Here is a 2,109-nt window from a genome sequence, read left to right as displayed (position 1 = left end):
TTTCTGATCGGCGCCTCGGTGCTGACGACCTGGCAGCATCACTTCATCGACATCCCGACCGGCGCGCTGCTCGGGTTCTTTGCGCTGTGGCTGTTTCCGCGCAGCGGCGCATTGCCGTTTGCAGGCTTCCGGCTGACCAACGATGCGAAAGCGCGGCGGCTGGCGCGGTTCTACGCTATGGGCGCCGTCCTCGCGCTGGCCGGTGCCGCGCTCGGTGCCTACGTTTGCGCCGTCGCGCTCTTCCTGCTTTGGCCGGCGCTGGCGCTGGCCATCGTCACCCTCGCCTATGCAGGGGCAGGCGAAAAAGTGTTCCAGAAATCCGCCGATGGCAGCATGACGCTTGCAAGCCGTGTCCTGCTCTTGCCTTATCGCCTCGGCGCCAGGGCAAACATATGGGCCTGGACGCGCAATCTTGCCCCCCAGGTGGCGATTGCCGAAGGTGTCTTTCTCGGGCGCTTTCCCACGGCAAGCGAGGCCAACAGCTTCGGCACGGTCATCGACCTCGCCGCCGAACTCGAAAAGCCGGCGACAACCGATTGCCGCTGGATCAGCTTTCCGATGATCGACCTGTTGCCGCCGCCACTGGCGATACGGCAACAGGCAGCCGGCGCGCTGGAGAATGCACGCCGCGACGGCACCGTCCTGGTGTGCTGCGCGCTCGGCTTCCAGCGCAGCGCCGGCGTCGTCGCCGAATGGCTGGTGGCGACCGGCAGGGCCGGGACGCCGACGCTCGCCCGCGAGATGCTCGCGGCCGCCGGCCGGCCGGTCCACCTTGCAGAGGCCACTGGGCGGGCGGCGTCATGACAGGCAATACCTATCAGGACCGCACCGACCGCTTCGCCGGCATGCTGATGCGACAGGCCGCGTGGCCGGCCGCAATCGTGCTGACCGCAAATGTCCTTGCGCCTCTAGCCGCGTCGGCGCGCGGTGCCTTCGAGACCTTGCCCGCGGCCATCGCTTTGTCGATCGCCGCCGCGAGCGCGGTTGCTGTGCTGGCGCTGTCGGCATTGCTGGCATTCGACGCGCTGCTGTTCCGACTGATGGCGAGCCATGACGACGAAGCTTCCGGCGGTGCCGCGGTGGATGACATGTTGGCGCGCATGCGCCTGAAACCGGCTCCGTTCGCGACACGCTTGCTCGATGACCGCATGGCCGGCACAAGCCGCTTGCTGTTCAAGCAACGCGCTGCCCTGGCTCTGTTTGCCGCAGCGCTTCTGGCGGCAGGGTTTTGGGCGCCGCGATGAACAAGCTTTCGCTCAAGACCTTCACCTTGCTGCAGACGGTAACCTCCGTCGGCCTGTCGGCTCTGGCCCGGATGGTGACCGGGGTGCGGCCGATCTGGAACGGCAGCCTGCCCTCCGAGCGGCAGCGCATCTATTTCGCCAATCACACCAGCCATGGCGACTTCATCCTTTTGTCGGCCTGTCTCAGCGAAAGGGAGCGCGCGATCACCCATGCTGTTGCCGCAGGCGAATATTGGGGGAAGTCGCGGCTGCGCCGCTTTATCGCGCAGGACATCTTGTCGTCCGTGCTCATCAACCGGCAATGGACGAGACCTGAGGAAAACCCCATCGAGATCATGCTGTCGGTTCTCGACCAAGGGCACTCGCTTATCCTGTTTCCCGAAGGCACACGCAACATGACCGAAGAGCCGCTGCTGGCGTTCCGCTCCGGGCTCTACAATCTGTCGACGGCGCGGCCTGAGGTCGAGCTGATCCCGTGCTGGATCGAGAACATGTCGCGCGTGCTGCCCAAGGGCCAGTTCCTGCCGGTGCCGCTGCTGTGCCGCGTCGTTTTCGGCGCGCCTGTCGCGGTTGGCCCGGGCGAAGAACGCCGCGCCTTTCTCGAGCGCGCCCACGCCGCGCTTCTGGCGCTCAACCCGCGTCCCGAGCGAGACGATTGATGCGCCACGAGATCTCCATCCTGATCATCGGCCTGCTGGCGGTTTTGACCACCGCCAGCATCGTCGCCACCATCCTTTCGGCGCGAGCGCCGAAGCCGCTGAGCTCGACGCTTGTCAATCTCACGCAGCGCATCAACGCCTGGTGGGTGATGGTGGCGCTGATGACGGTCGCCTTCTTCTTCGGCCGTTACGGGATGACCATCCTG

2 protein-coding genes and 2 pseudogenes are annotated in these 2,109 nt (G+C 65.9%); all 4 read left to right on the top strand.

Annotated elements, in window-relative coordinates:
- Positions 1–804 (top strand): annotated as a pseudogene (locus tag EN879_RS33220) (serine/threonine protein phosphatase); the annotation flags it as partial.
- The gene (locus EN879_RS33215) at positions 801–1,244 is read left to right on the top strand and encodes a hypothetical protein (protein WP_024504852.1); all 444 of its coding nucleotides are present in this window, start codon (positions 801–803) and stop codon (positions 1,242–1,244) included. The pseudogene EN879_RS33220 and the gene EN879_RS33215, both read left to right, overlap by 4 nt.
- Positions 1,241–1,903 carry a lysophospholipid acyltransferase family protein gene (locus tag EN879_RS33210; protein WP_024504853.1) on the top strand — a complete coding sequence of 221 codons (663 nt, stop codon included), beginning with the start codon at positions 1,241–1,243 and terminating at the stop codon, positions 1,901–1,903. Before EN879_RS33215 ends, EN879_RS33210 begins: the two co-directional genes overlap by 4 nt.
- Positions 1,903–2,109 (top strand): annotated as a pseudogene (locus EN879_RS33205) (phosphatidate cytidylyltransferase); the annotation flags it as partial. The gene EN879_RS33210 and the pseudogene EN879_RS33205, both read left to right, overlap by 1 nt.

The organism is Mesorhizobium sp. M7A.F.Ca.AU.002.02.1.1 (assembly GCF_003998535.1).
Taxonomy (GTDB): domain Bacteria; phylum Pseudomonadota; class Alphaproteobacteria; order Rhizobiales; family Rhizobiaceae; genus Mesorhizobium; species Mesorhizobium ciceri.
The sequence above is the reverse complement of the archived record's forward strand: the minus strand, read 5'-3'. Positions and strand labels throughout refer to the sequence as shown.